The sequence below is a fragment of the Klebsiella sp. KPN54798 genome (assembly GCF_021184225.1).
GTDB classification, from domain to species: domain Bacteria; phylum Pseudomonadota; class Gammaproteobacteria; order Enterobacterales; family Enterobacteriaceae; genus Klebsiella; species Klebsiella pneumoniae.
The window spans coordinates 520,641-545,888 of record NZ_CP089234.1 but is presented as its reverse complement, the minus strand read 5'-3'; the positions used below and the strand labels follow the sequence as shown (position 1 = coordinate 545,888).

The following is a 25,248-nucleotide window of genomic DNA, read 5'->3' as shown; positions in this document are numbered from 1 at the left end:
GGATTTCTGCGGCCAGGCGAGCAAAATGCCATGCTCCTGACGTTGATAAAAGGCCGCTATGCGGCCTTTTTCCTTTCTTTACAATCTATAAACATCGTAGCGGGAAATACGCCTTACAGGTATTCAACCTTGGTAATTTCGTATTCCACTTCCCCACCCGGGGTACGGATAGTCACGACGTCATCCTGCTCTTTGCCGATCAGACCGCGGGCGATCGGCGAGTTCACGGAGATCAGATTCTGCTTAAAATCAGCTTCGTCATCGCCCACGATGCGGTAGGTCTGTTCCTCGTCGGTATCGAGGTTCAGCACGCTGACGGTAGAACCAAAAATCACCCGGCCGTTGTTCGGCATTTTGGTGATATCGATAACCTGCGCATTAGACAGCTTCGCTTCGATATCCTTGATTCGCCCTTCGCAGAAACCCTGCTGCTCACGCGCGGCGTGATACTCGGCATTCTCTTTCAGATCGCCGTGTTCACGGGCCTCAGCAATAGCGGCAATGATTTCAGGACGACGCACAGACTTCAGATAATCCAGTTCTTCGCGCAGTTTTTCAGCGCCACGTAAGGTCATCGGAATCGCTTGCATTAGTTATACCTCTTTATCATTCCTTCAGGGAACGGATAGCTCCGCTCCGCCACCTGTCCTGCCCACGGGCAGGACACGAGCAAAAAGAAACCGACCCGGGAAACACTCCCCAGGTCAGCAGCAATTTTTCATTTGATGGGTATTTTACCCCGAAGTTCATTATGGGTCATCGTTTACTTTACTGGGCGTTGCACCGTAGTATGACGGCCTGGCTTCAGGTTGTTAGCGCGAGATTATGCGATTTCCCAGATTTATCATCGGATTGACCGCCGGTATAGCGCTTAGCGCTCAGGCGGCGAATATTGACGAGTACATCAACCAGCTTCCCGCCGGTGCGAACCTTGCCTTTATGGCGCAAAAGGTCGGCGCATCGACGCCGGAAATCGACTATCACAGCCAGCAAATGGCGCTCCCGGCCAGTACGCAAAAGGTCATCACCGCGCTGGCGGCGCTGCTGCAACTGGGGCCCGATTTTCGCTTTACCACCACGCTGGAAACCAAAGGTTCCCTTGACGGCGGCGTGCTGAAAGGCGACCTGATTGCACGCTTCGGCGGCGATCCGACGCTTAAACGGCAGGATATTCGCAATATGGTGGCGACGCTGAAAAAAGCCGGCGTGCAGCGTATCGAAGGCAATGTGCTCATCGATACCTCGGTCTTCGCCAGCCATGACAAAGCGCCCGGCTGGCCGTGGAACGACCTGACGCAGTGCTTCAGCGCCCCGCCGGCGGCGGCGATTGTCGACCGTAACTGCTTCTCTGTCTCGCTGTATAGCGCGCAGAAACCGGGCGATGTCGCCTTCATTCGCGTTGCATCCTATTATCCGGTCACCATGTTCAGCCAGGTACGAACGCTGGCGCGTGGCTCATCGGAAGCCCAGTATTGCGAGCTCGACGTGGTGCCGGGCGATCTCAATCGCTATACTCTCACCGGCTGCCTGCCGCAGCGTAGCGAGCCGCTGCCTCTGGCCTTCGCCATTCAGGATGGCGCCAGCTATGCCGGAGCGATCCTCAAAGCCGAGCTGGCCCAGGCGGGGATCACCTACAGCGGCACGCTGCTGCGCCAGACGCTGGCCAATGAGCCCGGCACCGTGCTGGCAACCAGCCAGTCGGCTCCGCTGCACGATCTGCTGCGGATCATGCTGAAGAAGTCAGACAACATGATTGCCGACACCGTCTTTCGCACCATCGGCCACGCCCGGTTCGGCGTACCTGGCACCTGGCGGGCGGGCTCCGATGCCGTACGGCAGATCCTGCGTCAACAGGCTGGGGTCGATCTCGGCAACACTATCATCGCCGACGGCTCTGGCCTGTCGCGCCACAACCTGATCGCCCCGGCGACCATGATGCAGGTGCTGCAGTATATCGCCCAGCACGATACCGAGCTCAACTTCATCTCCATGCTGCCGCTGGCGGGCCATGACGGATCGCTGCAGTATCGCGCCGGTCTTCATCAGGCGGGCGTCGATGGTAAAGTTTCGGCGAAAACCGGGTCGCTCCAGGGGGTTTATAACCTCGCAGGCTTCATCACTACCGCCAGCGGACAAAAGATGGCCTTCGTGCAATATCTCTCCGGATACGCCGTGGAGCCAGCTGATCAGCGCAATCGCCGCATCCCACTGGTCCGCTTTGAAAGCCGCTTGTATAAAGATTTGTACCAGAACAATTAAAACAAAAGGGCCGCATCAGATGCGGCCCTTTTTGATCCAGAGAAGTCAGGATTAGCGTTTGTAGATGAATTCGACGCCTTCTTCGTCGTCCTCATCCCAGTCGTCATCCCAGTCTTCGTCATCTTCTGCTTCGGCTTCGGCCTCTTCAAGCTGCTGACGGTGATAGTCGTCCCACATAAACTCGACTTTCTCCGGCTTCTGCTCTTCTTCCGCCTGCACGATCGGGTTTTCGATGATGAAGGTCATCACGTCCCAGCACAGCTCTTTCACGCCCTGCTGGCTGGCCGCGGAGATCAGGTAGAATTTCTCTTCCCAACCCAGCGCTTCGGCAATCGCTTTGGCTTTGGCTTCGGCTTCGGCCTTGTCCATCAGGTCAATCTTGTTGAAAACTAACCAGCGTGGTTTGGAGGCTAGCTTCTCGCTGTATTTCTCCAGCTCGCCGATGATAATGCGCGCATTCTCAACCGGATCGGAGCCGTCGATCGGATCGATATCGATGAGGTGCAGCAGTACGCGGCAGCGCTCGAGGTGCTTGAGGAAGCGGATACCGAGGCCTGCCCCTTCCGCTGCGCCTTCAATCAGCCCCGGGATATCGGCAACTACGAAGCTCTTTTCATTGTCCATACGCACCACGCCCAGGCTTGGCACCAGGGTGGTAAACGGATAGTCAGCCACTTTCGGCTTGGCGGCGGAGACCGCACGGATGAAGGTGGATTTGCCGGCGTTCGGCATCCCCAGCATCCCGACATCGGCCAACAGCATCAGCTCCAGCTGCAGGTCGCGTTTATCACCCGGGGTACCCATGGTTTTCTGACGCGGCGTACGGTTAACGGACGATTTGAAACGGGTGTTGCCCAAACCGTGCCAGCCGCCTTTCGCCACCATCAGACGCTGACCGTGTTTGGTCATATCGCCCATGGTCTCGCCAGTGCCCTGATCGATAACCCGGGTGCCGACCGGCACTTTTACCGTCACGTCTTTACCGCGCTTACCGGTACAGTCGCGGCTTTGACCATTCTGCCCACGTTCGGCGCGGAACGATTTTTCAAAACGGTAGTCGATCAGGGTGTTCAGGTTCTCGTCCGCTTCCAGCCAGACATCGCCGCCATCGCCGCCATCGCCGCCATCCGGACCGCCTTTCGGAATATACTTTTCGCGGCGGAAGCTTACGCAACCATTGCCGCCGTCACCTGCTACGACCAGGATCGTTGCTTCATCTACAAACTTCATTTTACTCTCCGTAAATCATTCGCCTGAGCGGGGCAGCGGTACTACCGCCTCTCGCTTACGCCAACGTCCCCAAAGACGATGACCGATGGCGGAATACATCGCGCCCGCAACCACGACAAACGCACCGAGATAACCAATCAGGTTTAACATCGGTCTGGCGAAAACATCGGGCCAGGCCATTGATAATAAATCAGAAAACAGTAGCGTAAACAGTGGCGTCAAGGTGATTAACGCGCTGACCTGCGCCGCCTGCCAGCGCGCCATGGCTTCCGCCAGCGCCCCGTAGCCGACCAGGGTATTCAGCCCGCAAAAAATCAGGCATGCCAGTTGCCAGCTGCTTAACCGGGAAATCACTCCGGGCTCAGCAAGCGGCAGTAATGCAATCGTACACAAAGTGTACAGCAAAAATAGTATCTGCTGTGATGCCAGACGGCGCAATAACACCTTTTGCGCGACGCCGTAGCTTACCCACACCGTAGCGGCAGCAACGCCGAAAATTACCCCCCACGTGTAGTCCGTCAGGCGGGTAAAGATTTCAATCAGACTGGTATTGAAGAACATCACCAGCCCGCTGAGCAGCATCAACGCGCCCACCACCTGGGTGCCGCGCATGCGCTCTTTCAGAATTACGACGCTAGCCACCATCATCCCCACCGGCGATAGCTGGCCGATGACCTGAGAAGCCGTGGGGCTGAGGTATTGCAGGGAAGAACTAAACAGGATGAAGTTACCGAACAGACCGCCGGTGGCAATCGCTAATAACACCAGCCAGCGCGGCTTGCGAAAAATTCGCATCGGCGGCAGTTTGCCTTTGATCGCGAGGATCGCGCCAAGCCCAATGCTGGCCATCAGGAAGCGATAAAAGACCACCGTAGGCGGCGCCATCACCTCGAGAACCTGTTTCATTGCAATCGGCAACGCTCCCCAACACATTGCGGTGGTAAGCGCCAGAATAATGCCAATCCCAGCCTGCTGCTTCATGCCTGTTTCCCTGCAAAAATTTTCCGGTAGACGAATGTAAAAAGCCCCGCAACGTGTTGCGGGGCTTTCATCCGTTACCGGGACGCGAAAAACTTATTCAGCAACGATGCTGATGAATTTACGGTTTTTCGGGCCTTTAACTTCGAACTTGACTTTACCGTCAGTCAAAGCGAACAGAGTGTGGTCACGGCCGCAACCAACGTTGGTACCAGCGTGGAATTTAGTACCACGTTGACGAACGATGATGCTACCTGCCAGAACTGCTTCACCGCCGAAACGTTTTACGCCCAGACGTTTAGCTTCTGAATCGCGACCGTTACGAGTCGAGCCGCCAGCCTTTTTATGTGCCATTTAAATCTACTCCTCAGGTCTTAGGCGCTGATGCCAGTGATTTTCACATCAGTGAACCACTGACGATGGCCCTGCTGCTTACGATAGTGTTTACGACGACGAAACTTAACGATTTTAACTTTCTCGCCACGACCGTGAGCAACAACTTCAGCTTTGATTACGCCGCCCTCAACGAAAGGAACGCCGATCTTGATTTCTTCACCGTTTGCGATCATCAGCACTTCAGCGAATTCAACAGCTTCGCCAGTTGCGATGTCCAGCTTTTCCAGGCGAACGGTCTGACCTTCGCTTACTCGGTGTTGTTTACCACCACTTTGGAAAACCGCGTACATATAAAACTCCGCTTCCGCGCACCTCTTTATGTGATTCAGAGTGCGCTATAAATATTCACAATAGGGCGCGAATATTACGCAAAACGCGAGCCTTTGACAAGAGCGATTAGCGATCAATGCAGAAAAAAAACACAACTTTCACGACAACGTTTATCTACGGCAATTTTTCAGTACAATCATATCTTCTTTTAATTCTGTCTTAATCCTTCTGTGATCCCACCTGGATTCATGGTAACAGGACATTTGGCCCGGCTTTTGCGATGAATTTAGAAAAAATCAATGAGTTAACCGCGCAAGATATGGCGGGTGTCAATGCGACGATTCTTGAGCAACTCAACTCCGATGTTCAGCTTATCAATCAGTTAGGCTATTACATCGTCAGCGGCGGCGGCAAACGCATTCGCCCGATGATTGCTGTGCTCGCCGCACGCGCGGTGGGCTATCAGGGGAGCGCGCATGTCACCATTGCCGCGCTGATTGAATTTATTCATACCGCCACCCTGCTGCATGACGACGTCGTCGATGAGTCTGATATGCGTCGCGGCAAAGCCACGGCCAATGCGGCGTTTGGCAATGCCGCCAGCGTGCTGGTCGGCGATTTTATCTATACCCGCGCCTTTCAGATGATGACCCAGCTGGGCTCGCTGAAGATCCTTGAGGTCATGTCGGAAGCAGTGAACGTCATTGCCGAAGGCGAAGTGCTGCAGCTGATGAACGTCAATGACCCGGATATCACCGAAGAGAACTACATGCGCGTTATCTACAGCAAGACAGCGCGCCTGTTTGAAGCTGCCTCGCAGTGTGCGGGACTGCTGGCCGACTGCACTGCGGAAGAAGAGCGCGCGTTGCAGGATTATGGCCGCTATCTCGGCACCGCTTTCCAGCTAATCGACGATTTACTCGATTATAGCTCTGACGGCGAGCGGCTCGGTAAAAACGTCGGTGACGACCTGAACGAAGGTAAACCCACGCTACCGCTGCTGCACGCCATGCACCATGGCACACCCGATCAATCAGCGATGATCCGCGGTGCGATCGAGCAAGGCAACGGCCGCCATCTACTGGATGCTGTGCTGGAAACGATGGCGACCTGCGGTTCGCTGGAATGGACGCAGAAGCGTGCCGAAGAAGAAGCTGACAAAGCCATTGCCGCGCTGCAGATCCTCCCGGACACGCCCTGGCGCGAAGCCTTGATTGGGCTGGCGCATATTGCAGTCCAGCGCGATCATTAATCCCCCTCCTTTCCCGCGCGACGCGCGGGAAAGTTCCAGTAAAATGCCATTTCTCTCCCTAAACTTCCGAATATCTTGATAGATTCTGAATATTCCGGCGCTTTAACAGAACTTGTTAGAACCCTACATAGTACGCGGGTATAGTGTCTCTATCGCCCATGTGGGACGATCTGGACCTTTAACACCAGGAGAATTTATGGATAAGTTCATCGACTGGCATCCCGCAGATATTGTTGCGGGATTACGTAAACGGGGAACATCGCTGGCGGCAGAGTCGCGACGGCACGGACTAAGTTCTTCAACGCTGGCGAACGCCCTGACCCGCCCCTGGCCGAAAGGCGAATTGATTATCGCCACGGCGCTGGAAACGCAGCCGTGGGTCATCTGGCCGTCACGCTACCACGACCCGGTGACTCATGAGTTTATCGACAGAACGCAGATGATGCGTCAGAAGAAGATCGACAAGTGATGTGATTGCTCGACAGCGCCCCGGAACAACGTCCCGGGGCGCTGTCAGGACGCGGTTACTCGCCCTTCACGCGTTGAATATTGGCGCCCAGCGCCTGCAGTTTATCTTCGATACGCTCATAGCCGCGATCGATATGATAGATGCGATCGACGATGGTGGTCCCTTCAGCGATACAGCCGGCCAGCACCAGGCTCGCCGACGCGCGCAAATCGGTCGCCATCACCTGCGCGCCAGAAAGCTGCTTCACGCCGTGACAGATAGCGGTATTGCTCTCGATCTCCGCGTGCGCGCCCATACGGATCAGCTCCGGAATGTGCATGAAGCGGTTTTCAAAGATCGTTTCGGTGATCACGCCGGTCCCTTCCGCTACCAGGTTAAGCAGCGTGAACTGGGCCTGCATATCGGTCGGGAAGCCCGGGTGCGGCGCGGTACGCACGTTGACCGCTTTCGGACGGTTGCCGTGCATATCGAGGCTGATCCAGTCTTCGCCCGTTTCGATGTCAGCCCCGGCGTCGCGCAGCTTCGCCAGTACGGCATCCAGGGTATCCGGCTGCGCGTTACGGCAGAGGATCTTGCCGCCGGAAATCGCCGCGGCCACCAGGAAAGTCCCGGTTTCAATACGGTCAGGCAGCACACGGTAGACGCCGCCGCCCAGGCGCTGCACGCCTTCGATGGTAATGCGATCGCTACCCTGGCCTGTGATTTTTGCGCCCAGCGCGTTCAGGAAGTTGGCGGTATCGACAATCTCCGGCTCGCGAGCGGCGTTTTCAATAATCGTCGTTCCCTCCGCAAGCGTCGCTGCGCTCATGATGGTTACGGTGGCGCCGACGCTCACCTTATCCATCACAATATGCGCGCCTTTCAGGCGACCGCTGACCGAGGCTTTGACATAACCTTCTTCCAGTTTGATCTCGGCGCCTAGCTGCTCCAGACCGCTAATATGCAGATCGACCGGACGCGCGCCGATAGCGCAGCCGCCAGGCAGAGAAACTTGCCCCTGACCGAAACGCGCCACCAACGGGCCCAGCGCCCAGATAGAGGCGCGCATGGTTTTCACCAGATCGTACGGAGCACAGAATACATCGACCGGGCCGGCGTCAATCCATACCGAACCATTGCGCTCGACCTTCGCGCCCAGCTGGCTCAGCAGCTTCATGGTGGTATCGATGTCTTTCAGCTTAGGTACGTTTTGGATCTCTACCGGCTCTTCGGCAAGCAGCGCGGAAAAGAGGATTGGCAGGGCGGCGTTTTTTGCCCCGGAGATGGTGACTTCACCCTGAAGGCGAGTCGGCCCCTGAACACGGAATTTATCCATTGATTCTGTTCTCTATTAAAAATTCACATACGCTGCAGGGGATCCCCCACAGCTTAGAAGCCATTGAGTTTGCGGTCTCGCGCCCACTCCTGCGGAGTAAAGGCCTTGATCGACAGCGCATGGATGCGGTTGTCGGCAATATATTCCATCAGCGGCGCGTAGACGCTCTGCTGCTTTTTCACCCGACTCATGCCATCGAACATCTCACCCACAGCAATAACCTGAAAGTGGCTGCCATCGCCAGAGACGTGGACTTCCTGGAGGGGGAGTGCGTTCATCAGCACGGTCTGAATTTCATGATTTTCCATGGGCTCAAATTTATCTGATAGTGAAAACAGCCCAACATCTTAGAGGAAAGTGGCGCGGTCTTAAACAAGCAAAAAGCCCCGGCGAAAAGATTGCCAGGGCTTTCGGAATAACTTCAGTGCTAAGGCACTGAAAAGATTATGAGATCAGATCGGCAGGCAGGTTGTAAAGACCGATCAGCGTTTGCAGGTTTTCGCTCTTGCCGACCAGCTGCGCTTCCCGGCCCTGACGGCGAATCAGCGCCACAAAATGCACTAACAGCGCCAGACCCGCGGTGTCCACGCGCGTGGTCTGACTGAGATCGATGATCGCCGTTCCCGCCGTCGCCTGGGCGCGCGCCTCCCAGAGCGGGACCAGCAGATCCTGATCCAGCTCCCCGTGCAGCGCCAGCGTCTCGCCCTCGCGAGTCCAGCTCAGCTGCCCGCTCATTATTTTTTCTGTTCCAGGGTGATCGGCTGCGCAGAGATCGCTTTCAGCTGCGCGGTCAGGCCATCAACGCCCTTGGTGCGCAGCAGATCGCTCCACTCATTCTGTTTGGTGGTGATCATGCTCACCCCTTCCGCGATCATATCGTAGGCCTGCCAGTTGCCGGTCTGGGTATTTTTACGCCACTGGAAGTCAAGACGTACCGGCGGACGACCGTTCGGGTCGATGATAGTGACGCGGATCGGAACGATGGTTGCGCTGCCCAGCGGCTGCTCCGGAGCAATCTGGTAAGTCTGCCCATGGTACATCGCCAGCGCCTGACCGTAGGCCTGCTTCAGGTATTCACGGAAGGCGGCAAAATAGGCCTCACGCTGCGCAGGGGTCGCTTCTTTGTAATAGCGGCCCAGCACCAGCGCGCCGGCATATTTTACCTGTACATACGGCAATAACTCCTGGTCGACGATGTCGCGCAGATAGTTAGGATTAGCTTTAATCTTCGGCTGTTCATTCTTCAGGCGATCGAAGGTTTTCTGCGCCGCTTCATTCATCAGCTTATACGGATTGGACTGATCTGCGGCCTGGACGGCGGTCAGCGGGGCAATCACCAGCATGGCGACCATGAGTAAGCGTTTAAACATATCGTATTTCTCCTGAAATTAATGCGTCGTGCCGGCTGCCGGCGTCGCGTCAGTATGACCTTCTGCCTCGGCCTTATCATTGCCAGAATTCTGATTGTCGCCGCCCTTACTGTTATAAAGGAACTGACCAATCAGATCTTCCAGCACCATGGCGGACTTAGTGTCCTGGATAGTGCCGCCGTCTTTAAGGATAGTCGTCCCGAGGTCCGGGTCTTCAAAACCGACGTTCAGCGCCAGGTACTGCTCGCCCAGCAGGCCAGAGGTGCGGATCGCCAACGAACTGGTATCCGGGATATGGTTGTAGCGCTCATCGATATCGAGCTCCACGCGTGGCAGATAGGTTTTCGGATCGAGCGTAATGTCCGCTACCCGCCCCACTACCACGCCGCCGATGCGCACCGGCGAGCGCGCCTTCAGGCCGCCGATGTTATCGAAAGTCGCATAAAGGCGATAAGTCGGCTCGGTGCGTAGCGAGGTGACGTTCGCCGCCTTCAGGCAGACAAACAGCGCCGCCAGCAGCGCCACCAGTAAGAACACCCCTACCCAGATTTCAGTTTTTTTCGTTTGCATGAACTCAATTCCCAAACATCAGCGCAGTCAGCACAAAATCCAGCCCCAGAACCGCCAGCGACGCATGCACCACGGTACGCGTTGTCGCCCGGCTAATCCCGGCGGAAGTGGGGATAGCGTCATAACCATTAAATAACGCAATCCAGGTTACCGTAATAGCGAACACCAGACTCTTAATCAGGCAGTTCACCAGATCCATTCGCCAGTCGACGGCATTTTGCATCGCGGTCCAGAAAAAACCACCGTCAATGCCTTTCCAGCTCACACCCACCAGCGCACCGCCCCAGATCCCTACCGCGACGAAGATAATCGTCAGCAGCGGCAGCGAAATGACACCGGCCCAGAAGCGTGGGGAAATGACGCGACGCAGCGGATCCACCGCCATCATCTCCATACTGGAGAGCTGTTCCGTGGCCCGCATCAGGCCAATCTCGGCGGTCAGCGCCGACCCGGCGCGGCCGGCAAACAGCAGCGCGGCGACCACCGGCCCCAGCTCACGCAGCAGCGACAGCGCCACCAGCATGCCAAGACTGGTCTCTGCGCTGTAGGTGGTTAACACCAGATACCCCTGCAGCCCGAGCACCATACCGATAAACAAGCCCGATACAATGATAATCAGCATCGACAGGACGCCGACGTTATAGAGTTGACGAACCAGCAGCGGCGCGTGCTTGCGAAACTCTGGTTTGCCGACAACGGCGTTGAAAAGCATTAATCCGGCGCGTCCAAACGTCGCGGTGGTTTTAATACCGCGATGACCTAGCGCGGCCAGCGCATTAAACAGCATGAGTCGCTCAACTCCCTATGCCTAATAAATCATGGTGATAGTCGCCAGCAGGATAACGGAACGGCACCGGACCGTCGGCAATACCATCAATGAACTGACGAACCCGAGGATCGGTATTCTCCCGTAGCGACTGGGCGCTACCGTGGGCGACAATCTTTTTATCCGCCACGATATACGCGTAGTCCGCGATGCTAAGCACCTCGGGCACATCGTGCGAAACCACGATGCAAGTGACACCCAGCGTGCTGTTGAGTTCAGAAATCAGCTTCACCAGCACGCCCATAGTGATGGGATCCTGCCCGACGAACGGTTCGTCGAACATAATCAGATCCGGCTCCAGGGCAATGGCTCTCGCCAGGGCGGCGCGGCGCGCCATCCCACCGGAAAGCTCAGAAGGCATTAACTTCGCCGCACCGCGTAGCCCCACCGCTTCCAGCTTCATCATCACCGTCGTATGCAGCAGCGCAGGCGGCAAATGCGTATGTTCGCGCAGCGGATAGGCAACGTTGTCAAAGACATTGAGATCGGTGAACAGCGCGCCGGACTGGAACAGCATGCTCATCCGCTTACGCACCGTATAAAGACGCGAACGCGTCATCTGCGGCACGTTCTCGCCATCAAACAGGATCTCTCCCCTGTCCGGCGGGATCTGGCCGCCGATCAGGCGTAACAGGGTAGTCTTGCCGATCCCCGAAGGTCCCATGATCGCAGTAATTTTACCGCGTGGCACCGACAGCGAGATGTCGTCGAAGATCACACGATCGCCGCGTGAAAAGCGGATACCGCGCACTTCAACTAAATTCGCCTGAGTTTGGCTCATAAAATCATCCTTACTAAACACCTGACGGGCAAGCATGGCCCTTTCTTGCGCCACAATCACAACATTTTTACAGAATCTTACCTGCACAGGTTAGCGAAAGCTGGCATTTGTTTTACTTTTGGCACACATAAAGTCAAAATTAAGAATTCGTTACGCTGCGTAGGGATAACCCAGCGAGGCGACGATTATACCTGAAGAAAGGACTTTAGATGCTCTTAGCGACGGCTCTGTTAATTATTGGTTTATTGCTGGTTGTCTACAGCGCCGATCGTCTGGTCTATGCCGCCTCCATCCTGTGTCGTATGTTGGGGATCCCGCCGCTGATCATCGGCATGACAGTGGTCAGTATCGGCACCAGCCTGCCTGAGATCATGGTCGCCACCGCGGCCTCGCTGCACGGGCAGACCGATCTGGCGGTCGGCACCGCGCTCGGATCTAATATCACCAATATCTTATTGATCCTCGGTCTCGCCGCCTTACTCAGGCCATTTACCGTGCATTCTGATATTCTGCGCCGCGAATTACCGCTAATGTTGCTGGTCAGCGTGCTGGCGGGACTGGTGCTCTACGATGGACAACTGACCCGTCTCGACGGGCTATTTTTACTGACGTTAGCGCTTCTGTGGCTGCTGTTCACCATCAAAATCGCTCGCCTGGCGGAGCGCCAGGGAAGCGATAGCCTGACCCGCGAACAGCTGGCGGAGCTGCCACGCGAAGGGTCGCTGCCGGTCGCCCTGCTCTGGTTAGGGGTAGCGATGATCGTCATGCCGATGGCGACCCGCATGGTGGTGGATAACAGTACAGTGCTGGCAAACTATTTCGCCATCAGCGAACTGACCGTCGGCCTGACGGTGGTGGCGATAGGCACCAGCCTGCCGGAGCTGGCCACCGCCATCGCCGGGGCGCGGAAAGGGGAAGATGATATTGCCATCGGCAATATCATCGGCGCCAATATCCTTAATATCGCACTGGTGCTGGGTTTACCGGCGCTGATCGCGCCGGGGAGCTTTGCGACCGAAGCCTTCACTCGCGATTATGGCGTGATGCTGCTGGTCAGCCTGATCTTCGCAGTGCTGTGCTGGCGCCGTCAGCAGCAGCCGGGACGACTGGTTGGCGCGCTGCTGGTCGGCGGCTTTGTGGTTTGGTTGGCGATGCTGTTTTGGACAGCACCGCTCTTCGTTGAATGATTCGGGATAACATCATGTCGCAAATAGATTTGCCCACGGATTTTGACTTTCAACAGGCAGGCCGTCAGGTGCTGGAAATTGAACGTGAAGGTCTGGCCCAGCTCGATCAATACATAAATGAAGACTTTACCCATGCCTGCGAAACGATTTTCCGCTGCGGCGGGAAAGTCGTGGTGATGGGGATGGGCAAATCCGGCCACATCGGCCGCAAAATGGCGGCAACCTTCGCCAGTACCGGCACCTCGGCATTTTTTGTCCACCCCGGCGAAGCGGCGCACGGTGATTTAGGTATGGTCACCCCGCAGGATGTGGTAATTGCGCTGTCGAACTCCGGCGAATCGAATGAAATCCTCTCGCTGATCCCGGTCCTCAAGCGCCAGCAGGTGAAGCTTATCTGTATCACCAGCCGGCCGGAGAGCAGCATGGCGCGCGCGGCGGATATCCATCTGTGCGTGAAAGTGCCGAAGGAGGCCTGCCCGTTAGGACTGGCGCCCACGTCGAGCACCACCGCCGCGCTGGTGATGGGTGATGCCCTCGCCGTCGCCCTGCTGGAAGCCCGCGGCTTTACCGCTGAGGATTTCGCCCTGTCGCATCCGGGCGGCGCACTCGGCCGTAAGCTGTTGCTGCGGGTCAATGATATTATGCATACCGGTGATGAAATCCCGCACGTCGGCCTGCAGGCGACCCTGCGCGATGCGCTGCTGGAAATCACGCGTAAAAATTTAGGCATGACCGCTATCTGCGATGACGATATGAACATCATCGGTATCTTTACCGACGGTGACCTGCGCCGGGTCTTCGATACCGGCGTTGATATGCGCGATGCCAGCATTGCCGACGTCATGACCCGGGGAGGTATCCGCATCCGCCCCGGCACTCTGGCGGTGGATGCGCTAAACCTGATGCAATCCCGTCATATCACCTGCGTGCTGGTTGCCGATGGCGACCATCTGCTGGGTGTGGTACATATGCACGATCTGCTGCGCGCGGGCGTAGTGTAAGTAAGGAAAAAATAATGAATAATGCTGATGCTCAGTTAGCGACCTGCTACGGGCCGGTAAGCCAGGCGTTTGTCGATCGCGCGGCGAAGATCCGTCTACTGATCCTTGATGTCGACGGTGTATTATCCGACGGGCTTATCTATATGGGTAATCACGGCGAGGAGCTGAAAGCGTTTAACGTCCGCGATGGCTATGGTATCCGCTGCGCGCTGACCTCGGGTATTGAAGTGGCGATTATTACCGGGCGAAAAGCTAAACTGGTAGAAGATCGCTGTCAGACGCTGGGCATCACGCATTTGTACCAGGGGCAGTCGGACAAGCTGCTGGCGTTCCGCGATCTGACGGACAAACTGCACGTGCGGCCGGAAGAAGTCGCCTACATCGGCGACGATCTGATTGACTGGCCGGTGATGGCCGAAGTGGGCCTTAGCGTCGCCGTCGCCGATGCGCATCCGCTGCTGCTACCGCGGGCGAATTATGTCACGCGAATTAACGGCGGACGCGGCGCGGTACGCGAAGTCTGCGATTTGTTACTATTGGCGCAGGGCAAGTTGGATGAGGCCAAAGGGCAATCAATATGAGTAAAACCAGACGTTGGGTTATCATTTTACTGTCGCTGCTCGCGCTGATCCTTATCGGCCTGAATCTGGCGAATACGGACGACACGGCCCAGCCGGAGGTCAATCCTAACGACCCTACGTATAAAAGCGAACATACCGACACCGTGGTATACAGTCCGGAAGGCGCCCTGAGCTATCGGCTGATTGCCGAGCACGTGGAATATTTTTCCGATCAGGAGGTCTCCTGGTTTACCAAACCGGTGATGACCACCTTTGATACTAACAAGGTGCCTACCTGGTCGGTCAGAGCAGACAAAGCGAAGCTGACGAATGACCGGATGCTCTATCTTTACGGGCACGTTGAGGTGAATGCGCTCGCGCCAGATTCTCAACTGCGCAAAATTACGACGGATAACGCCCAGATAAATCTGGTAACGCAGGACGTTACCTCCGATGACATGGTGACGTTATACGGCACCACATTTAATTCCAGCGGCCTGAAAATGCGTGGAAACCTTCGCAGCAAAAATGCCGAGCTGATTGAAAAGGTGAGAACCTCTTATGAAATTCAGAACAAACAAACTCAGCCTTAAGATTGCGCTCGCCGGCGCGTTACTGGCCGCCAGCCTGCCGGCCCTCGCCAAGACGGGCGATACCGATCAGCCGATCCATATCGAATCCGATCAGCAGTCGCTGGACATGCAGGGCAATGTCGTCACCTTCACCGGTAACGTGGTCGTGACCCAGGGGACGATCAAGATTAACGCTGATAAAGTGGTGGTCACCCGTCCGGGCAACGAGAAAGGCAAAGAGGTGATCGAAGGTTTCGGTAACCCGGCTACTTTCTATCAGATGCAGGATAACGGCAAGCCGGTAAAAGGCCGGGCGTCGAAAATGCGCTACGAGCTGCAGAACGATTACGTCGTGCTGACGGGCAACGCTTATCTGGAACAGCTCGACAGCAACATCAAGGGCGACAAGATCACCTATCTGGTGAAAGAGCAAAAAATGCAGGCCTTCAGCGACAAAGGTCGACGCGTCACCACCGTTCTGGTGCCGTCCGAGCTGCAGGACAAAAGCGGCAACCAGCAAAAGAAGAGTAACTAATCCGTTATGGCAACCTTAACTGCGAAGAATCTCGCTAAAGCGTATAAAGGCCGCCGCGTGGTGGAAGATGTCAGTCTCACCGTTAACTCGGGCGAGATTGTCGGCTTGCTCGGCCCGAACGGCGCCGGTAAAACGACCACCTTCTACATGGTGGTCGGGATTGTGCCCCGCGACGCAGGCAATATCATCATCGATGAAGAAGACATCAGCCTGCTGCCGCTGCACGCGCGCGCGCGACGGGGCATCGGCTACCTGCCGCAGGAAGCGTCGATTTTCCGTCGCCTCAGCGTCTATGACAACCTGATGGCGGTCCTGCAGATCCGTGACGATTTAACCAGCGAGCAACGGGAAGATCGCGCTAAAGAGCTGATGGAAGAGTTTCATATTGAGCACCTGCGCGACAGCCTCGGTCAGGCGCTCTCCGGTGGTGAACGCCGCCGCGTCGAAATCGCCCGCGCGCTGGCGGCGAATCCGAAATTTATTCTTCTGGATGAACCCTTTGCCGGCGTGGATCCGATCTCCGTTATCGATATTAAACGCATCATTGAGCACCTGCGCGACAGCGGTCTCGGCGTTCTGATTACCGACCATAACGTCCGTGAGACCCTCGCGGTCTGCGAACGCGCGTATATTGTCAGTCAGGGACACCTTATCGCTCATGGTACACCGCAGCAGATCCTCGAAGATGAGCAGGTTAAGCGCGTGTATCTTGGGGAAGACTTCAGACTCTGATAGGGTAGAGGTTACAGACGTTTTAGCCGGAGATATTTACCCTGAACATGAAGCAAGGTTTGCAATTAAGGCTTAGTCAACAGCTTGCCATGACGCCGCAGCTGCAGCAGGCGATTCGTTTGCTGCAGTTGTCCACGTTAGAACTCCAGCAAGAGCTCCAGCAAGCGCTGGAAAGTAACCCGTTGCTTGAGCAAACCGATCTTCACGACGAGGTAGAGGCAAAAGAGGTGGAGGACCGCGAGTCCCTCGATACCGTCGATGCGCTTGAGCAAAAAGAGATGCCCGACGAACTGCCTCTCGATGCCAGCTGGGATGAAATCTATACCGCTGGCACGCCGTCGGGTAACGGCGTCGACTATCAGGACGACGAGCTTCCCGTCTATCAAGGCGAGACCACCCAGACGCTGCAGGACTATCTGATGTGGCAGGTTGAGCTGACGCCTTTCACCGACACCGACCGCGCTATTGCCACCTCTATCGTCGACGCCGTCGACGATACGGGGTACCTCACGATTCAGATTGAAGATATTGTCGACAGCATCGGCGATGACGAGATCGGCCTGGAGGAGGTGGAAGCGGTCCTCAAGCGAATCCAGCGTTTTGATCCGGTTGGCGTCGCAGCGAAAGATCTGCGCGACTGCCTGCTGATCCAGCTGTCGCAATTTGCTAAAGAGACGCCGTGGCTGGAAGAGGCCCGGCTGATTATCAGCGACCATCTTGATCTGCTGGCCAACCATGATTTCCGCACTCTAATGCGAGTCACCCGCCTGAAAGAAGAGGTGCTTAAAGAGGCGGTCAACCTAATCCAGTCCCTGGATCCTCGCCCTGGCCAGTCCATTCAGACCAGCGAACCGGAATATGTCATCCCGGATGTGCTGGTGCGCAAGGTGAGCGGCCGCTGGACCGTCGAGCTCAACGCCGACAGCATTCCACGGTTGAAAATAAATCAGCAGTATGCGGCAATGGGCAACAGCGCCCGCAATGACGCCGACGGCCAGTTCATTCGCAGCAATCTGCAGGAAGCCCGCTGGCTGATTAAAAGTCTGGAAAGCCGCAACGATACCCTGCTGCGCGTCAGCCGCTGCATCGTAGAGCAGCAGCAGGCTTTTTTCGAACAGGGTGAAGAGTATATGAAGCCGATGGTGCTGGCCGATATCGCCCAGGCCGTCGAGATGCATGAATCGACGATTTCCCGTGTCACCACGCAAAAATATCTGCACAGTCCGCGCGGTATTTTTGAACTGAAGTATTTCTTCTCCAGCCATGTGAATACCGAAGGCGGAGGCGAAGCCTCGTCGACGGCTATTCGCGCGCTGGTGAAGAAGCTCATCGCCGCGGAAAACCCCGCGAAGCCGTTGAGCGACAGTAAGCTCACCTCCATGCTGTCCGAGCAGGGTATTATGGTGGCGCGCCGCACTGTCGCGAAGTACAGAGAGTCTTTATCCATCCCGCCGTCAAACCAGCGTAAACAACTGGTCTGACATAACCGATAAGGAAGACACTATGCAGCTCAACATTACAGGACACAACGTCGAAATTACGCCTGCGATGCGCGAATTCGTTACGGCGAAGTTCAGCAAGCTGGAGCAATTTTTCGACCGGATCAATCAGGTCTATATTGTGTTAAAAGTAGAGAAAGTGACGCAAATTGCGGACGCGAATCTGCATGTCAACGGTGGCGAAATCCATGCCAGTGCGGAAGGGCAGGATATGTATGCGGCTGTCGATGGTCTTATCGACAAGCTGGCAAGACAGTTAACGAAGCACAAAGATAAACTAAAACAACACTAATTGTCCGGGCCCCCTTGCGCCCGCCGCTGGATATCATCGGCGACGGGCGCGGGGGCGCTCAGGTGAAATTATGATGAACAACGATTCGGCTCTACAACTGAGCAACGTCCTGAACCAGGAATGTACCCGTAGCCAGGTGCACTGCCAGAGCAAGAAGCGTGCTCTGGAAATCATCAGCGAACTGGCCGCCAAACAGTTAAGTTTGCCGCCGCAGGTGGTGTTCGAAGCGATCCTCACCCGCGAAAAAATGGGCAGTACCGGGATCGGCAATGGTATTGCCATTCCCCACGGAAAACTGGAAGAGGATACGCTGCGTGCTGTCGGCGTTTTTGTCCAGCTGGAAACCCCCATCGCCTTCGACGCGATCGACAATCAGCCTGTCGACCTGCTGTTCGCGCTGCTGGTGCCGGCCGACCAGACAAAAACTCACCTGCATACGCTCTCCCTGGTGGCCAAACGGCTGGCGGACAAAGCGATTTGTCGTCGCCTGCGCGCGGCGCAGAGCGATGAAGAGTTGTATGAGATCATTACCGAAGCAGGAAGCAGCGATGACGCATAACGGCAGTCGCACCTTATCCTTTATCGTACTGAGGAGAAACGGTACATGGTACTGATGATCGTCAGCGGCCGCTCGGGCTCGGGGAAATCCGTCGCTCTGCGAGCGCTGGAAGATATGGGCTTTTACTGCGTGGATAACCTGCCGGTCGTGCTGCTGCCCGACCTGGCGCGGTCGCTGGCTGACCGTAATATCTCCGCGGCCGTCAGCATCGACGTGCGTAACATGCCGGAATCCCCGGAGATCTTCGAGCAGGCGATGCAGAATCTGCCGGAATGTTTTTCTCCGCAGCTGCTGTTCCTTGATGCCGACCGCAATACCCTGATCCGCCGGTACAGCGATACCCGTCGCCTGCACCCGCTCTCCAGCAAGAATCTGTCGCTGGAAAGCGCCATCGACGAAGAGAGCGATCTGCTGGAGCCCCTGCGCTCCCGCGCCGATCTGATCGTCGATACGTCGGAAATGTCGGTGCATGAGTTGGCCGAGATGCTGCGTACCCGACTGCTGGGTAAACGCGAGCGTGAACTGACGATGGTCTTCGAATCCTTCGGCTTCAAGCACGGTATTCCGATCGATGCCGATTACGTCTTTGACGTGCGCTTTCTGCCCAACCCGCACTGGGATCCGAAACTGCGTCCAATGACCGGCCTGGATAAACCAGTGGCCGCCTTCCTCGATCGGCACACTGAAGTGCACAACTTTATTTATCAGACCCGAAGCTATCTTGAGCTATGGTTACCGATGCTGGAGACCAACAATCGCAGCTATCTGACGGTGGCCATTGGCTGTACCGGCGGTAAACATCGTTCGGTTTATATTGCTGAACAACTGGCTGACTACTTCCGCTCGCGCGGCAAGAACGTGCAGTCTCGTCATCGGACGCTGGAAAAACGTAAATCATGACCGTAAAGCAGACCGTTGAAATCACCAATAAGCTGGGCATGCACGCCCGCCCGGCGATGAAGCTGTTCGAACTGATGCAGAATTTCGATGCCGAAGTACTGCTGCGCAACGATGAAGGCACGGAGGCGGAAGCCAACAGCGTGATTGCCCTGCTGATGCTGGACTCGGCGAAAGGGCGACAGATAGAGGTGGAGGCCAGCGGTCCGCAGGAAGTTGAAGCCCTCGCCGCGGTGATTGCCCTGTTTAACGCTGGCTTTGACGAAGACTAAACGTGACGCATCCCGGCGACGGACGACTGGCGACTGTACCAGCCCCGGCGCCGGAGTAACCTGCTAATAGAGCTTATGCTCGCGCATGAACCCTTCCCCGCCCAGCTGTCGCATCTGGCGTAAGATCCAGGCCTGACGACTGCGCACATAGCCTGACGGCGCATCGGCGCGATAGCGGATCGGGTTCGGCAGCACCGCGGCCAGCAGAGCCGCTTCCCCCGGCGTCAGCTGACTGGCGGGTTTATGAAAATAGCGCTGGGCGGCCGCTTCCACACCAAATATCCCATCGCCGAACTCGGCAATATTCAGGTAGACGGTCAGGATCCGCTTTTTACTCCACACGGTTTCGATCCCGACAGTCAGCCCGGCTTCCAGCCCCTTACGCAGCCAGCTGCGGCCATCCCATAAAAACAGGTTTTTCGCCGTCTGCTGCGACAGCGTTGACGCGCCGCGGATGCGGGTCTCGTGACGTTCATTGTGCGCCAGCGCTTTCTCAATCGCCGACACGTCGAACCCCCAGTGTTCCGGGAACTTCTGATCTTCGGCGGCAATCACCGCCAGCCCCATCCATGGAGAGATCTTATCCATGGCAACCCAGTCGGAATGCGCCAGATAATGGAAATCGCCGGACAGCCAGGCGCTCACCTGCCGCTCAAGCATCACCGCCGAAAACGGCACCGGCAGCACGCTAAACAGCGCGATCCCCCCGCCCCAGAAAACGGCGGCGATCAGCAGCAGACGCAATGCCAGACGTTTTAATAGCGCAAGGGGCGCAACGCGGAGCCTCATGCGCTCAGCGCCAGCACGCGGGCCACCAGCTTCTCAATTCCGGTGGCGGCTTGCGCAATGTCCTCCGCCAGCATATACGCCGGAGTGGTGACCACTTTGTTGTCTTCATCCACCACGATGTCGTCGACCGGGCAAGGCACGTGCTCTGCCCCCATCTCTTCCACCACATCGGCGGTATCAAGATCGGTCCCAATGGTCATCCGCAGCGGAAACGCAAAGATCTTCGGCAGCATCGCCGGGGCAATGCACATAAAGCCCAGCGGCTTGCCGGTCTGATGCATCGCCAGCGCCAGGGCCCGCAGATCGGGATCCACCTGGCATTCGCTGCCCTCGGCGGCGAAGCTGCTTAGATTTTTCGCCGCGCCGAAGCCGCCAGGGACGATCAGCGCGTCCAGCGTCTCCGCACGCGCCTGCGCCAGCGGCAGGATGTCGCCGCGGGCGATACGCGCTGCTTCCACCAGCACATTGCGCTGCTCTGGCATCGCCTCCCCGGTTAGATGGTTGATGACATCGCGCTGCGGTTTATCGGGCGCAAAGCACACTGCCTGCGCGCCGTTGCGCGCGATCGCCAGCAGGGTAATCACCGCCTCATGGATTTCACTGCCGTCGTACACGCCGCAGCCGCCCAGTACCACACCAATTTTTTTCATCGCTTTCGCTCCTCCATGCAACTCGCTGAAACCAGTCAAAAATGTCGATTAACTCGCTATGCTTCACATATTTTACTGATTCATGTAACAAATTAGTTAAGCTTTGCTATCTTAATGAGCGAGCAATCCACTTCTTCGGTTGCGCCACGTAACAACATCACTCAAACAACACTGGCTCAACCACCAGTTCCCTGGTGTTGGCGCAGTATTCGCGCACCCCGGTCTGTCCGGGGTCATTTTTTGCTGGCTTTCGCCACCCACGCCTTCAGTACCGCTACATCGTTTTGCCACTCGGATTTCATCTCTTCAACCCATTCAGCGACATTATCAGACCAGGCAGGCAGATCCGGAGTCTGGATCTGCTGGCCCAGCTGCTGGATGTGGCGCAGTCCGATAGAACCGGCCGCCCCTTTGATCTTATGCCCCTCTTCGACAATCCCTTTTTGGTCGCGGGCGGTCAGATTAGACTCCAGAACGGACATGTAGCCCGGCATCATCTTCTCAAACACCGCGAGACCATCGTTGATAAGCTTCGGTCCCACCAGCTCGATATATTGCTCCAGCATATCGGTATCCAGCACCGCGTCGGCTTTATGCAGATCGGCCGCCGGCGCTTCCTGCGCTTCCTCATCCGGTGCATCCCAGAATTTCTTGATCATGGCCGTTAGCGCTGGCACCGATAGCGGCTTACTCAACACATCGTCCATCCCGGCGTCGAGATACTCTTTTTTATTCTTCAGCACGTTGGCGGTGAGGGCGACCAGCGGCGGTAGCTCGTCAGCGGCAAAGCGCTGTTTCAGTTCCCGGGAAATATCCAGTCCGGTCATGTCCGGTAACTGAATATCCAACAGCACAAGGTCATATTCGCCTGGCTCAAACATCTCCAGCGCGGCTTTCCCGGTCATCGCCACATCAACGCTGTTACCCAGTTTTTCCAGCACTGAACGGGCCACAATAACGTTGAGCTCAATGTCCTCAACCAGCAGCACGTTGAGCGCCGGTAATGGCATGTCGTCTTCCGCCAGCGTATCTTCCACTTCTTCCGCAATGGCAGGCGCATGGACGGTAAGCGTAAAGGTCGCCCCTTTACCCGGCTGGCTGGTAACGCTGATATCACCGCCCATATTACGCGCCAGGCGACGCGAGACGGCGAGACCAATCCCGGTTCCGGTGGCCGGTTTGCCGCCGTGGCTGTCTTTGACCTGGTAATACATGGCGAAAATTTTGTCCTGTTCCGCTTCAGGAATACCAATTCCGGAGTCTTCCACTTCGAAATGCAGGATATCGCCTTCGTCATAGCGCACGCGGACGTTCACCCCTCCGCCCTGCGGGGTAAACTTCACGGCGTTACTGATAAGATTCCACAGGATCTGCCGCAGGCGGGTCCCATCCGTGATTACCTTATGCGGCAGCGGCAGGCTCGGCTCCAGCACAAAGCGCAGCCCCTTCTGCTGTGCCTGCAGGCCGGATAGGTTTTCAAGGTCGGCAAGGAAGCTGGTGAAGTCCACCGGCTGGTTATCGAGCTGCACCTTGCGGCGCTCCATTTTGTCCATGTCGATAATATCATTGAAGATATTCCCCAGCGTCACCGCCGATACATGGATAGTTTTCAGGTATTTTTCCTGTTCGCTGGTCAGTTCGGTATCCAGCAAAATTCGGCTCAGCCCGACGATCCCGTTTAGCGGGGTACGCAGCTCATGACTGATGGTGGAAATAAAGGTGGTTTTATCCCGGCTGGCGCGCTCAAGAGCGTCCTGATAGCGTTTACGTTCGGTGATATCGCGGCCGAAGCCCATCAGGCCGCGACGCTTACCGACGCGATCGTAGTAGGGGACCTTGCGGATTTCAAAGCACGCTTTGCGGCCATCGGGATAGTCCAGCCACTGCTCATAGGTCAGCGATACATTATGGCGGAACACCTTCTCGTCGGTCTCCAGTACCTTTTCCGCCGCCTCTTCGCTATAGACGTCCTGCGGTTTGAGGTGGATCAGCTGTTTCTCGCTTTTGCCGGTCAGCAGCTCCATCGCCCGGTTACAGCCTGAAAACTCCTTATCCTCATTGCGATAGAAGACCAGGTCCGGGGAAGCATCGAGGAAAGAGCGCAGAAAGGAGGATTGCTGTTCGAGCTGGATCTGCGTCTCTTCACGCTCTTTCATCTCAATCTTCAACTGCTCGAGGGTGGTCTCGCGCTCGGCTTCCGCTTTTTCACGTTCGCCAATCTCCTGATTCAACTGCGCGATGTTATCTTTCAGTTGGACGTTCAGCTTTAGATCGCGCTCACGCATCTCCTCCAGCTTGTCCACCAGCCGCGAAAGACGCTGACGGGACTCTTCGAGCTGCTCCACCACCACCGAGAGAAAGTAGACCGCCCAAGGCGTGATCAGCAGGCCAAAGAAGATAGAGCGGATAACGTCGATACTTTCAACCTGGCCATGCAGCACCATGGTAACCGCCATCTGTACCACGATGGCCAGCACCACCAGCGCAAGAGCCAACAGCATCGAAAAGCGGACCAGACCCAGCTTCATCATCAGGTCGACATAATACTGCGCCAGCATACGAATTTGCTTCATAGGGGATTCCTTCACGACAACTCCGCACAATAATACTCAATTCTGAGCAATGCGCTGTAAGTTGTGCAAAAAATGCGGGCAGGAGTCGATACGGCGGCCGGCCGCAGAGGCGAACCAGCCGCAAAAGAGGGGGATCAGAAGAGGGATTAACGCTTGCTTAACGCCTCCCAGAGTCCTTTCAGGTAGGTCACGCCGAGGGCGCGGTCGAACAGGCCATAGCCCGGCCGTCCGGTCTCTCCCCAGATAAAGCGACCATGATCCGGGCGAATATAGCCGTCGAATCCGTTGTCATACAGCGCTTGCATCACTTTGTACATATCCAGGGAGCCGTACTCTGACGGATGGGCGCACTCGTAAAAGTCTTTATCCTGCATCAGCTTTATATTGCGGACGTGGGCAAAATGAATTCGCTTACGCCGCGTAAATTCGGCCAGGATGGCGTACACGTCATTATCAGGATCTTCGGCAATCGAGCCGGTGCAGAGCGTAATGCCGTTGGCGGGTGAATCGACGGCCCGGCAGATCCAGTCCAGATCGTCGCGGTTTTTGACCACCCGCGGCAGGCCAAAAATGGAGTACGGCGGGTCGTCCGGGTGGATCGCCATTTTCACCCCAACCTCTTCGCAAACCGGGATCACCGCCTGCAGAAAATAAACCAGGTTCTCCCGCAGCTTCTGATCATCCACCGCGCTATATTTGGCAAACAGGGTCTGCACCTCCGCCAGCCGTTCCGGCTCCCAGCCCGGCAAGGCGAAGCCGTTTGAATTCTCAAGCACCTCCTTCACCACGTCTTCCAGCCGCTTATCGATATCTTTCTTCTCAAACGCCATCGTCAGCGAGCCATCCGGCAGGACGTAGTTCATATCCGTCTTCATCCAGTCGAAAACCGGCATGAAGTTATAGCAGATGACTTTAACGCCAAAGCGGGCAAGGTTGCGGATGGTCTGCTGGTAGTTGGCAATATAGCGGTCACGGGTAGGTAGGCCGATTTTGATGTCGTCATGGATGTTGACGCTCTCGATCACCTCCATTTTCAGGCCTGCGGCATGGGCCTGACCGACCAGACGCTCAATTTTATCCACCGGCCATACTTCGCCCACCGCGACGTCGTAGAGCGCGCCGACCACCCCCTCAACGCCAGGCACCTGGCGAATATGTTCTAATGAAATCTTGTCTTCCTCTGGTCCAAACCAGCGCATTGTCATCTGCATTGTCTTCACCTGCTCAACTTAGTTTAATTTACCCTACTACCATACCAGTAATCATAGATGATTGAGCGTTGGCTGTCGTGATAGCGATCACATTCCTGCCGACCGGCTCGCCAGCGGTGAATGCGTCGGTGCATTCATAATTTTTTTCAATTTATTTCAATAGATTAATCATGCCATGGCTTTTTCTGCCGAGCTTTCTCAAA

General features: G+C 56.3%; 30 protein-coding genes. 14 read left to right on the top strand and 16 right to left on the bottom strand.

Annotated features, from left to right (window positions below; all coding sequences use genetic code 11):
• Window positions 1-113: 113 nt before the first annotated feature.
• Complete coding sequence (gene greA / locus LPQ25_RS02665) at window positions 114-590, bottom strand: transcription elongation factor GreA (protein WP_002918375.1); 477 nt, start codon at window positions 588-590, stop codon at window positions 114-116.
• 235 nt (window positions 591-825) lie between these two features.
• Between greA and dacB the strand changes: the two genes are divergently transcribed.
• Complete coding sequence (gene dacB, locus LPQ25_RS02660) at window positions 826-2,259, top strand: serine-type D-Ala-D-Ala carboxypeptidase (RefSeq protein WP_002918376.1); 1,434 nt, start codon at window positions 826-828, stop codon at window positions 2,257-2,259.
• Between the two features lie 51 nt (window positions 2,260-2,310).
• Here dacB and cgtA read toward each other — a convergent pair whose 3' ends face one another.
• From cgtA to rplU, 4 genes are all read right to left on the bottom strand, one after another.
• Entirely contained in the window at window positions 2,311-3,489 is a 1,179-nt protein-coding gene (gene cgtA / locus LPQ25_RS02655) for an Obg family GTPase CgtA (protein ID WP_002918377.1), read from the bottom strand.
• A 15-nt stretch (window positions 3,490-3,504) separates the two neighbouring features.
• Window positions 3,505-4,470 carry a DMT family transporter gene (locus LPQ25_RS02650; protein WP_004149938.1) on the bottom strand — a complete coding sequence of 322 codons (966 nt, stop codon included), beginning with the start codon at window positions 4,468-4,470 and terminating at the stop codon, window positions 3,505-3,507.
• 93 nt (window positions 4,471-4,563) lie between these two features.
• Window positions 4,564-4,821, bottom strand: a complete 258-nt coding sequence (gene rpmA / locus LPQ25_RS02645; protein ID WP_002434222.1) for a 50S ribosomal protein L27 — start codon at window positions 4,819-4,821, stop codon at window positions 4,564-4,566.
• A 20-nt stretch (window positions 4,822-4,841) separates the two neighbouring features.
• Entirely contained in the window at window positions 4,842-5,153 is a 312-nt protein-coding gene (gene rplU, locus LPQ25_RS02640; protein WP_002918379.1) for a 50S ribosomal protein L21, read from the bottom strand.
• A gap of 260 nt (window positions 5,154-5,413) precedes the next feature.
• On the opposite strand from rplU, the gene ispB reads away from it, so the two are divergent.
• Together ispB and sfsB are read left to right on the top strand one after the other, a co-directional pair.
• Window positions 5,414-6,385 (top strand): octaprenyl diphosphate synthase, encoded by a 972-nt coding sequence (ispB, locus tag LPQ25_RS02635; RefSeq protein WP_004144907.1) that lies wholly within the window; start codon window positions 5,414-5,416, stop codon window positions 6,383-6,385.
• A gap of 196 nt (window positions 6,386-6,581) precedes the next feature.
• The gene (sfsB, locus tag LPQ25_RS02630; protein ID WP_002918381.1) at window positions 6,582-6,854 is read left to right on the top strand and encodes a DNA-binding transcriptional regulator SfsB; all 273 of its coding nucleotides are present in this window, start codon (window positions 6,582-6,584) and stop codon (window positions 6,852-6,854) included.
• A 55-nt stretch (window positions 6,855-6,909) separates the two neighbouring features.
• On the opposite strand, the gene murA is transcribed toward sfsB, so the two are convergent.
• From murA to mlaF, 7 genes are all read right to left on the bottom strand, one after another.
• A complete protein-coding gene (gene murA, locus LPQ25_RS02625; protein ID WP_002918382.1) occupies window positions 6,910-8,169 on the bottom strand; it encodes a UDP-N-acetylglucosamine 1-carboxyvinyltransferase in 1,260 nt (419 codons plus the stop codon).
• Between the two features lie 53 nt (window positions 8,170-8,222).
• Window positions 8,223-8,477 carry a BolA family iron metabolism protein IbaG gene (gene ibaG, locus LPQ25_RS02620; protein WP_004144910.1) on the bottom strand — a complete coding sequence of 85 codons (255 nt, stop codon included), beginning with the start codon at window positions 8,475-8,477 and terminating at the stop codon, window positions 8,223-8,225.
• 136 nt (window positions 8,478-8,613) lie between these two features.
• The gene (gene mlaB / locus LPQ25_RS02615) at window positions 8,614-8,904 is read right to left on the bottom strand and encodes a lipid asymmetry maintenance protein MlaB (protein WP_004174142.1); all 291 of its coding nucleotides are present in this window, start codon (window positions 8,902-8,904) and stop codon (window positions 8,614-8,616) included.
• Window positions 8,904-9,539: a phospholipid-binding protein MlaC gene (gene mlaC / locus LPQ25_RS02610; protein WP_002918386.1), complete on the bottom strand. Its 636-nt coding sequence runs from the start codon at window positions 9,537-9,539 to the stop codon at window positions 8,904-8,906. The genes mlaB and mlaC overlap by 1 nt, the downstream gene beginning before the upstream one ends.
• A gap of 18 nt (window positions 9,540-9,557) precedes the next feature.
• Window positions 9,558-10,109 carry an outer membrane lipid asymmetry maintenance protein MlaD gene (gene mlaD / locus LPQ25_RS02605; protein ID WP_002918387.1) on the bottom strand — a complete coding sequence of 184 codons (552 nt, stop codon included), beginning with the start codon at window positions 10,107-10,109 and terminating at the stop codon, window positions 9,558-9,560.
• A 4-nt stretch (window positions 10,110-10,113) separates the two neighbouring features.
• Window positions 10,114-10,896 carry a lipid asymmetry maintenance ABC transporter permease subunit MlaE gene (gene mlaE / locus LPQ25_RS02600; RefSeq protein WP_004150949.1) on the bottom strand — a complete coding sequence of 261 codons (783 nt, stop codon included), beginning with the start codon at window positions 10,894-10,896 and terminating at the stop codon, window positions 10,114-10,116.
• Window positions 10,897-10,903: 7 nt separating this feature from the next.
• The gene (gene mlaF / locus LPQ25_RS02595; RefSeq protein ID WP_004150950.1) at window positions 10,904-11,716 is read right to left on the bottom strand and encodes a phospholipid ABC transporter ATP-binding protein MlaF; all 813 of its coding nucleotides are present in this window, start codon (window positions 11,714-11,716) and stop codon (window positions 10,904-10,906) included.
• Window positions 11,717-11,925: 209 nt separating this feature from the next.
• On the opposite strand from mlaF, the gene LPQ25_RS02590 reads away from it, so the two are divergent.
• The 11 genes from LPQ25_RS02590 to npr all read left to right on the top strand — a co-directional run bounded on the left by LPQ25_RS02590 (window position 11,926) and on the right by npr (window position 19,822).
• A complete protein-coding gene (locus tag LPQ25_RS02590) occupies window positions 11,926-12,903 on the top strand; it encodes a calcium/sodium antiporter (protein WP_014906870.1) in 978 nt (325 codons plus the stop codon).
• A complete protein-coding gene (kdsD, locus tag LPQ25_RS02585; protein ID WP_074424902.1) occupies window positions 12,900-13,904 on the top strand; it encodes an arabinose-5-phosphate isomerase KdsD in 1,005 nt (334 codons plus the stop codon). The genes LPQ25_RS02590 and kdsD overlap by 4 nt, the downstream gene beginning before the upstream one ends.
• A gap of 14 nt (window positions 13,905-13,918) precedes the next feature.
• A complete protein-coding gene (gene kdsC, locus LPQ25_RS02580) occupies window positions 13,919-14,485 on the top strand; it encodes a 3-deoxy-manno-octulosonate-8-phosphatase KdsC (protein ID WP_002918405.1) in 567 nt (188 codons plus the stop codon).
• The gene (lptC, locus tag LPQ25_RS02575) at window positions 14,482-15,057 is read left to right on the top strand and encodes an LPS export ABC transporter periplasmic protein LptC (RefSeq protein WP_002918413.1); all 576 of its coding nucleotides are present in this window, start codon (window positions 14,482-14,484) and stop codon (window positions 15,055-15,057) included. Before kdsC ends, lptC begins: the two co-directional genes overlap by 4 nt.
• Window positions 15,026-15,571, top strand: coding sequence for a lipopolysaccharide ABC transporter substrate-binding protein LptA (gene lptA / locus LPQ25_RS02570; protein WP_002918415.1), 546 nt, complete (start codon window positions 15,026-15,028; stop codon window positions 15,569-15,571). Before lptC ends, lptA begins: the two co-directional genes overlap by 32 nt.
• 6 nt (window positions 15,572-15,577) lie before the next feature.
• Window positions 15,578-16,303: an LPS export ABC transporter ATP-binding protein gene (gene lptB / locus LPQ25_RS02565; protein WP_014906868.1), complete on the top strand. Its 726-nt coding sequence runs from the start codon at window positions 15,578-15,580 to the stop codon at window positions 16,301-16,303.
• Between the two features lie 47 nt (window positions 16,304-16,350).
• Window positions 16,351-17,784, top strand: a complete 1,434-nt coding sequence (gene rpoN, locus LPQ25_RS02560; RefSeq protein WP_002918420.1) for an RNA polymerase factor sigma-54 — start codon at window positions 16,351-16,353, stop codon at window positions 17,782-17,784.
• Window positions 17,785-17,806: 22 nt separating this feature from the next.
• On the top strand, window positions 17,807-18,094 hold the full coding sequence (gene hpf, locus LPQ25_RS02555; RefSeq protein WP_002918423.1) for a ribosome hibernation promoting factor: 288 nt from the start codon (window positions 17,807-17,809) through the stop codon (window positions 18,092-18,094).
• Between the two features lie 70 nt (window positions 18,095-18,164).
• Complete coding sequence (gene ptsN, locus LPQ25_RS02550) at window positions 18,165-18,653, top strand: PTS IIA-like nitrogen regulatory protein PtsN (RefSeq protein WP_004144926.1); 489 nt, start codon at window positions 18,165-18,167, stop codon at window positions 18,651-18,653.
• Window positions 18,654-18,698: 45 nt separating this feature from the next.
• A complete protein-coding gene (gene rapZ / locus LPQ25_RS02545; protein ID WP_002918428.1) occupies window positions 18,699-19,553 on the top strand; it encodes an RNase adapter RapZ in 855 nt (284 codons plus the stop codon).
• Window positions 19,550-19,822 carry a PTS phosphocarrier protein NPr gene (gene npr, locus LPQ25_RS02540; protein ID WP_002918431.1) on the top strand — a complete coding sequence of 91 codons (273 nt, stop codon included), beginning with the start codon at window positions 19,550-19,552 and terminating at the stop codon, window positions 19,820-19,822. Before rapZ ends, npr begins: the two co-directional genes overlap by 4 nt.
• A gap of 63 nt (window positions 19,823-19,885) precedes the next feature.
• On the opposite strand, the gene mtgA is transcribed toward npr, so the two are convergent.
• The 4 genes from mtgA to uxuA all read right to left on the bottom strand — a co-directional run bounded on the left by mtgA (window position 19,886) and on the right by uxuA (window position 25,045).
• Window positions 19,886-20,611, bottom strand: coding sequence for a monofunctional biosynthetic peptidoglycan transglycosylase (gene mtgA, locus LPQ25_RS02535; RefSeq protein WP_004174135.1), 726 nt, complete (start codon window positions 20,609-20,611; stop codon window positions 19,886-19,888).
• Entirely contained in the window at window positions 20,608-21,261 is a 654-nt protein-coding gene (gene elbB / locus LPQ25_RS02530) for an isoprenoid biosynthesis glyoxalase ElbB (protein WP_004889584.1), read from the bottom strand. Before elbB ends, mtgA begins: the two co-directional genes overlap by 4 nt.
• 233 nt (window positions 21,262-21,494) lie before the next feature.
• Complete coding sequence (gene arcB / locus LPQ25_RS02525) at window positions 21,495-23,834, bottom strand: aerobic respiration two-component sensor histidine kinase ArcB (protein ID WP_002918444.1); 2,340 nt, start codon at window positions 23,832-23,834, stop codon at window positions 21,495-21,497.
• 146 nt (window positions 23,835-23,980) lie between these two features.
• On the bottom strand, window positions 23,981-25,045 hold the full coding sequence (gene uxuA, locus LPQ25_RS02520; RefSeq protein ID WP_004174133.1) for a mannonate dehydratase: 1,065 nt from the start codon (window positions 25,043-25,045) through the stop codon (window positions 23,981-23,983).
• Window positions 25,046-25,248: the final 203 nt, after the last annotated feature.

Excerpts from the sequence above, each read along its gene's own strand:
- greA (WP_002918375.1), bottom strand. The coding sequence starts at position 590 with ATGCAAGCGATTCCGATGACCTTACGTGGCGCTGAAAAACTGCGCGAA.
- dacB (WP_002918376.1), top strand. The coding sequence starts at position 826 with ATGCGATTTCCCAGATTTATCATCGGATTGACCGCCGGTATAGCGCTT.
- cgtA (WP_002918377.1), bottom strand. The coding sequence starts at position 3,489 with ATGAAGTTTGTAGATGAAGCAACGATCCTGGTCGTAGCAGGTGACGGC.
- LPQ25_RS02650 (WP_004149938.1), bottom strand. The coding sequence starts at position 4,470 with ATGAAGCAGCAGGCTGGGATTGGCATTATTCTGGCGCTTACCACCGCA.
- rpmA (WP_002434222.1), bottom strand. The coding sequence starts at position 4,821 with ATGGCACATAAAAAGGCTGGCGGCTCGACTCGTAACGGTCGCGATTCA.
- rplU (WP_002918379.1), bottom strand. The coding sequence starts at position 5,153 with ATGTACGCGGTTTTCCAAAGTGGTGGTAAACAACACCGAGTAAGCGAA.
- ispB (WP_004144907.1), top strand. The coding sequence starts at position 5,414 with ATGAATTTAGAAAAAATCAATGAGTTAACCGCGCAAGATATGGCGGGT.
- sfsB (WP_002918381.1), top strand. The coding sequence starts at position 6,582 with ATGGATAAGTTCATCGACTGGCATCCCGCAGATATTGTTGCGGGATTA.
- murA (WP_002918382.1), bottom strand. The coding sequence starts at position 8,169 with ATGGATAAATTCCGTGTTCAGGGGCCGACTCGCCTTCAGGGTGAAGTC.
- ibaG (WP_004144910.1), bottom strand. The coding sequence starts at position 8,477 with ATGGAAAATCATGAAATTCAGACCGTGCTGATGAACGCACTCCCCCTC.
- mlaB (WP_004174142.1), bottom strand. The coding sequence starts at position 8,904 with ATGAGCGGGCAGCTGAGCTGGACTCGCGAGGGCGAGACGCTGGCGCTG.
- mlaC (WP_002918386.1), bottom strand. The coding sequence starts at position 9,539 with ATGTTTAAACGCTTACTCATGGTCGCCATGCTGGTGATTGCCCCGCTG.
- mlaD (WP_002918387.1), bottom strand. The coding sequence starts at position 10,109 with ATGCAAACGAAAAAAACTGAAATCTGGGTAGGGGTGTTCTTACTGGTG.
- mlaE (WP_004150949.1), bottom strand. The coding sequence starts at position 10,896 with ATGCTGTTTAATGCGCTGGCCGCGCTAGGTCATCGCGGTATTAAAACC.
- mlaF (WP_004150950.1), bottom strand. The coding sequence starts at position 11,716 with ATGAGCCAAACTCAGGCGAATTTAGTTGAAGTGCGCGGTATCCGCTTT.
- LPQ25_RS02590 (WP_014906870.1), top strand. The coding sequence starts at position 11,926 with ATGCTCTTAGCGACGGCTCTGTTAATTATTGGTTTATTGCTGGTTGTC.
- kdsD (WP_074424902.1), top strand. The coding sequence starts at position 12,900 with ATGATTCGGGATAACATCATGTCGCAAATAGATTTGCCCACGGATTTT.
- kdsC (WP_002918405.1), top strand. The coding sequence starts at position 13,919 with ATGAATAATGCTGATGCTCAGTTAGCGACCTGCTACGGGCCGGTAAGC.
- lptC (WP_002918413.1), top strand. The coding sequence starts at position 14,482 with ATGAGTAAAACCAGACGTTGGGTTATCATTTTACTGTCGCTGCTCGCG.
- lptA (WP_002918415.1), top strand. The coding sequence starts at position 15,026 with ATGAAATTCAGAACAAACAAACTCAGCCTTAAGATTGCGCTCGCCGGC.
- lptB (WP_014906868.1), top strand. The coding sequence starts at position 15,578 with ATGGCAACCTTAACTGCGAAGAATCTCGCTAAAGCGTATAAAGGCCGC.
- rpoN (WP_002918420.1), top strand. The coding sequence starts at position 16,351 with ATGAAGCAAGGTTTGCAATTAAGGCTTAGTCAACAGCTTGCCATGACG.
- hpf (WP_002918423.1), top strand. The coding sequence starts at position 17,807 with ATGCAGCTCAACATTACAGGACACAACGTCGAAATTACGCCTGCGATG.
- ptsN (WP_004144926.1), top strand. The coding sequence starts at position 18,165 with ATGATGAACAACGATTCGGCTCTACAACTGAGCAACGTCCTGAACCAG.
- rapZ (WP_002918428.1), top strand. The coding sequence starts at position 18,699 with ATGGTACTGATGATCGTCAGCGGCCGCTCGGGCTCGGGGAAATCCGTC.
- npr (WP_002918431.1), top strand. The coding sequence starts at position 19,550 with ATGACCGTAAAGCAGACCGTTGAAATCACCAATAAGCTGGGCATGCAC.
- mtgA (WP_004174135.1), bottom strand. The coding sequence starts at position 20,611 with ATGAGGCTCCGCGTTGCGCCCCTTGCGCTATTAAAACGTCTGGCATTG.
- elbB (WP_004889584.1), bottom strand. The coding sequence starts at position 21,261 with ATGAAAAAAATTGGTGTGGTACTGGGCGGCTGCGGCGTGTACGACGGC.
- arcB (WP_002918444.1), bottom strand. The coding sequence starts at position 23,834 with ATGAAGCAAATTCGTATGCTGGCGCAGTATTATGTCGACCTGATGATG.
- uxuA (WP_004174133.1), bottom strand. The coding sequence starts at position 25,045 with ATGCAGATGACAATGCGCTGGTTTGGACCAGAGGAAGACAAGATTTCA.